The sequence below is a fragment of the Bartonella saheliensis genome, assembly GCF_902162175.1.
This window is the reverse complement of sequence record NZ_LR607262.1, coordinates 1-4,818: the sequence shown is the minus strand read 5'-3', so window position 1 is coordinate 4,818 and position 4,818 is coordinate 1. Positions and strand designations below refer to the sequence as shown.

The window sequence follows — 4,818 nt, the reverse complement described above, 5'->3', positions numbered from 1 at the left end:
CCTGACCAGATCCTTCTGGGTTAGTGCTACCACCGTTACCCTGACCAGATCCTTCTGGGTTAGTGCTACCACCGTTACCCTGACCAGATCCTTCTGGGTTAGTGCTACCACCGTTACCCTGACCAGACCCTTCTGGGTCAGTGCTACCACCGTTACCCTGACCAGATCCTTCTGGGTTAGTGCTACCACCGTTACCCTGACCAGATCCTTCTGGGTTAGTGCCAGAGCCACCAGGATGAGAGTTAAGAAATTCCGGTTGTAAACGGAAATCCCAGAAATTATCGTTATTTCCCACGAGGCTTTGGCTTGCCTCGGCTTTGCCATGGCTTGAATTTGGTCCATAGGCTAGGAGCATATACTTATTGGGTGAACCATTGAGTGTGGTATAACCATTTACCAATTTGAAAGAACCCTCTTCGGCTTTTCCAGAAACTTGAATAAGGGAAAGTCCCCGTATGTTATCAGGAGCTTCAGAATTATTTTCTGGACTGTTGTTCTTAGTTACATATCCCGCCACCAAAACATTTGTATTGCCTGATACATCACCATAGATCAAAAGCCGATCGGTTTGTTGGTTAATGATTGGTGCCCCATCACTCCACAAAGTATTGAAAGAAATTTGTGCATTGCCTGTTGCATTATAAACTGCTGAGGTGTCTGGTTTTCCATAACCTATATGTAATGTGTGGTAATAACCATCTGTTGTTGGCTCTTTGAAAATAACAGAGCTGTCATTGAGGTTGAGAACAGAAACAGTAGAATAAGCGGTATAATATAGAATGCCATCATCATCTTTTTCTTGTGCGCTGGTTTTCAGAATCCATTTTGCTTGATTGCTCAGATCAAAGTGTACATTTCTTTCTTCTGTAATGCTTGTTCTGCCTTCTAAAATGGAATGATCTGCATTTAATGTGAAGCTACCGTTGGCTATCTCCTTAACGTCTTTACCATCCCAGAAATTTTTATCTTCCCAAGAAATTGTGTCCCCAAAGACACCATCATCTAATAATGCATTCGCATGGATTTCTGAATCTTTAAGATTGAGTGTACCGATTGATAGAGTGGGACTATTTTCAACGCTTTTTTCAGCAAGACTTCCAATGAGAATCCCTGTGCCATTATCAACGTGAATATTGGTATTGGTGAGATTGATTTCGTTGTTTTCATATGTTTGTAGATCATCTAATTTATTTGTATTCGTTTTTGATAAAGCCACCAGTTGTATACCTGTGCTTCCCGCTTTTACAACAGTATTTTCTAGGTCAATCTTTCCGTTGGCTATTGCGAATAGTGCAACTTTTTTGACATCTATTTCATTTTTAGTGCCATTCTTCATGTTAATTGAGGAACTATTGCCTACAGCAAGACCAACATCAAAATTTTTAATGGTTGTTTTACCATTTAATTCAATTTTGCTCCCAGGCTCGTAAGAGCCTACAGCACTGGTTATTCTTTCGCTTTCATCACCGATTATTGTTAGATCGCCACTGGTGATTTTGCTTCCACCATCTGCATAAAGGCCTTCATCAACATTTTGAATGGTTGTTGTGCCTGTTAAGTTAATTTCACTTTCAGCGTCTTTTGTCATTAGACCCGAGCGTTCTGCGTCGGAATCCGAATTGTTAGCTTTTCCACCAATGATTGTTAAATTTTCGCTGGTGATTTTGCCACCATCCGTTGCAGCAAGACCAGTCAAAACGTTCTTCATTGTTGTTTCAGATAATTCAATTACGCTATCAGGGCCAAGTGCAGTTGCTCCAGTTGCTGTACCATTTGTTGCAATAGAAATATTCGTGACTTTAATATGTCCGCTGCTTTTTGCAAACAATGCATCAGCTTTACTTTCTATAGTCCCTCCCGTCATTGTGACTTTGGATTCTGAACCTTCCGCATAGAGTCCGTTCCCCGTATATGATGTAATTTGCGTCTTGTCAGTTAAATTAATGATGCTACCATTTAGAGCACGTATTGTTGCGTATTTTGCATCAAATGATCCCCCAGAGACTGTCACTGTCGAGTGATCATTTGCAGATATGGCATTTTCTGCTTGAGAGACAGTTACATTTGTTAAAGCGACTGTACTGTTTTTTTCTGCATCTATTCCATAGTGTAATAGAGCATCGTCTTTGCCACTTGATATAGTTACATTTTCTAGTTTGTTTTCTTCTCTCTTACTGTTCTTGAAGGCAGCACCATTGTAGAAAGCTTTAATGGCTCCCCCCGTCATGCTGATCGCACCACCGTTTTTTGCAAGGAGTCCGGAGTCCTCAGATGATGTAATTTGAGCATTGTTGGTTAAGGTAACGAGACTGTTGCCTTGAGAAAATATTGTTGCTTTTTTTGCATCAAATGATCCGCCAGAGACTGTTATTTTAGACTCATTATCGGCAGAGATGGCGTTTCCTGCTTTTGTCACGGTGAGATTGTTTAAAGCGACTGTACTTTTGTTTGCTGCTATTCCATTTATGAGCAGCGCATCGTCTTTAACACTTGATATGGTTACATTTTCTAGTTTGTTTTCGGCGCTGTTACTGTTTTCGAAGTCAGCGCCAGCGTTCGAAGCTTTAATGGCTCCTCCCGTCATGCTGATCGCACCACCGTCTTTTGCAAGAAGTCCATCGTTCTCAGATGATGTAATTTGCGCATTGTTGGTTAAGGTAACGAGACTGTTGCCTTTAGAGACTATTGTTGCTTTTTTTGCATCAAATGATCCGCTAGAGACTGTTATTTTAGACTCATTATCGGCAGAGATGGCGTTTCCTGCTTTTGTCACGGTGACATTGTTTAAAGTGACTGTACTTTTGTCTGCCACTATTCCAAATTTTAGTAGCGCATCGTCTTTGCCACTTGATATAGTTACATTTTCTAGTTTGTTTTCTTCTCTCTTACTGTTCTCGAAGGCAGCACCACTGTAGAAAGCTTTAATGGCTCCCCCCGTCATGCTGATTGCGCCGTCGTCTTTTGCAAGGAGTCCGGCGTCCTCAGATGATGTAATTTGAGCATTGTTTATTATGGTAACGATACTGTTGCCTTGAGAGCCTATTGTTGCGTTATTTGCATCAAATGATCCTCCAGAGACCGTTATTTTAGACTCATTATCGGCAGAGATGGCATTTTCTGCTTGAGAGACTTTTACATTTGTTAAAGCGACTGTACTACTGTTTGCTATTATCCCATCCTTGAGCAGCGTATCGTCTTTAACACTTGATATGGTTACATTTTCTAGTTTGTTTTTTTCTCTCTTACTGTTTTCGAAGGCAGCACCAGCTATAGAAGCTTTAATGGCTCCCCCCGTCATGCTGATTGCGCCACCGTTTTTGGCAAGGAGTCCGGAGTCCTCAGATGATGTAATTTGAACATCGTTGATTAAGGTAGCGATACTGTTGCCTTTAGAAACTATTGTTGCGTATTTTGCATCAAATGATCCGCCAGAGACCGTTATTGTTGAGTGATCATCCGCAACTACGGCGCTTTCTGCTTGAGAGACTTTTACATTTGTTAAAGCGACTGTACTGTTTTTTTCTGCATCTATTCCATAGTGTAATAGAGCATCGTCTTTGCCATTTGAGATGGTCACGTTTTCTAGTTTGTTTTCTTCTCTTTTACTGTTCTCGAAGGCAGCACCATTGTAGAAAGCTTTAATGGCTCCTCCCGTCATGCTGATCGCACCACCGTCTTTTGCATAAAGTCCATCGTTCTCAGATGATGTAATTTGTGCATTGTTGGTTATGGTAATGATACTGTTGTCTTGAGAGCCTATTGTCGCGTCTTTTGCATCAAATGATCCGCCAGAGACTGTTACTGTTGAGTGATCATTTGCAATTATAGCATTCATTGCTTGGGAGACTTTTACATTTGTTAAAGCGACTGTACTTTCATTTGCTAAAATTCCATTCATGAGCAGCGTACTGTCTGTAACACTTGATATGGTTACATTTTCTAGTTTGTTTTCTTCTCTCTTGCTGTTTTCGAAGCTAGCTCCATTATAGAAAGCTTTAATGGATCCCCCCGTCATGTTGATCGCACTATCTCCTCTTGCCCAGAGTCCGGTGGTTTCGGATGATGTAATTTGAGCATTGTTGGTTAAAGTAACGATACTGTTGTTGTCAGAAATTATTGCTATATCTTTTGTATCAAACGATCCTCCAGAGACTGTTATTGTTGAGTGATCATCCGCAACTATGGCATTTTCTGCTTGAGAGACAGTTACATTTGTTAAAGCGACTGTACTGTTGTTTTCTGCATCTATTCCATAGTGTAATAGAGCATCGTTTTTACCACTTGATATTGTTATATTTTCCAGTTTGTTTTCGGTGCTGTTCGTGTTTTCGAAGTGAACGCCAGTGCTGGAAACCGTAATAGTTCCCCCGGTCATTTGAAGTATGGCATTATCTTTTGCTTCAAGACCCAAAGGGATGTCAGAATCCGTTCCTTTAATGGTTGTTTTATCTCCCGTTAATTTAATTGCACTGCCTTTGCCTTCAACGCTTATAACGTAGATATTTTCGTTTGAGTTTGTGTTTGTGTCTTTATTTCCGGTTACCTTCAAATCAGTTCCGGTAATTTGCCCTTCCTTTAGGACATGAAGAGTTTCATACGTGGCGTCTTTGATCTCTTTTTTCTCTCCAGAAACTTTAAGAGACTCAGCATGGACATTGAATTGAATATTAAACAACACAATAGCTGCTGTTGCTATAGATGACAGAAGGGATCTTTTATACACCTGTACTCTCCTTTTAAAGCCCCCAATACTCATTTCCCCGCACTCTTCAAAAGAAGAACAGAAATAGATATTGCTTTTCGTTAATTACTCATAGC

The 4,818-nt window shown here is 40.6% G+C and carries 1 protein-coding gene; it reads right to left on the bottom strand.

Features of this window, described 5'->3' with window-relative positions:
• A partial coding sequence (locus FS875_RS09355; protein ID WP_144756043.1) for a beta strand repeat-containing protein occupies positions 1-4,723 on the bottom strand: 4,723 nt, incomplete at its 3' end.
• Between the last annotated feature and the right edge of the window lie 95 nt (positions 4,724-4,818).